Here is a 572-nt window from a genome sequence, read left to right as displayed (position 1 = left end):
CCCCGCGCGAGTTGCTCAGTCCCACCCCGGCGGGCAGGTGCTCCAGCACCCACTCGTAGCCGATCGACATCAGGTGCACATGCTCCAGTCCCGGAATGCGCGAGACCCTGGCACGGTGCTGCGGGTTGCGGGGCCGCTCGGTCACCAGCACCTGCGCGGGCGGGGCATCCGCGGCAGTGTCGTTCAAATGCCACACGATCGGCTCGACCCCGGGCAGATCCAGGCGGCGGGCCAGCTCGTTGGAGGGAACAAGAACACGCAACACCAAGGTTCATCCCGTCGTAGAAGTCAGGGGCCTGGCTTGGACCCAACCCCAGACCATTCTTGGCACAAGCCCTGCCGCCGCGCCAATCCCCGCAGGCAATGTGACCGACAGGGGCTGCCTGAAGGTTGGGCGCGTTCGGCAGCGACCGGGCCGGGTGCTAGAGTCCGCGGCCCACTTCCCAGATCCCTTCCGAGGTTCCGGTCAGCAGCGCGTTGACCGACACCGCCTGCGCGTCGGTGAAGGAGGCGATATAGTCCACGATCGCCCGGGCCTGGCCCAGGCGCTGGACCTCTCCGTCCCCGGCCGG

The 572-nt window shown here is 68.7% G+C and carries 1 protein-coding gene and 1 pseudogene; both read right to left on the bottom strand.

Features of this window, described 5'->3' with window-relative positions; genetic code table 11:
* Positions 1-268, bottom strand: a pseudogene (locus JCM19049_RS17095) (hypothetical protein); the annotation flags it as partial.
* 154 nt (positions 269-422) lie between these two features.
* Positions 423-545 (bottom strand): hypothetical protein, encoded by a 123-nt coding sequence (locus JCM19049_RS21710; protein ID WP_279403512.1) that lies wholly within the window; start codon positions 543-545, stop codon positions 423-425.
* Positions 546-572: the final 27 nt, after the last annotated feature.

The organism is Arthrobacter sp. JCM 19049 (genome assembly GCF_001310435.1).
Note: the sequence above shows the minus strand (reverse complement) of the source record. Positions and strands in the feature narration are given on the sequence as shown.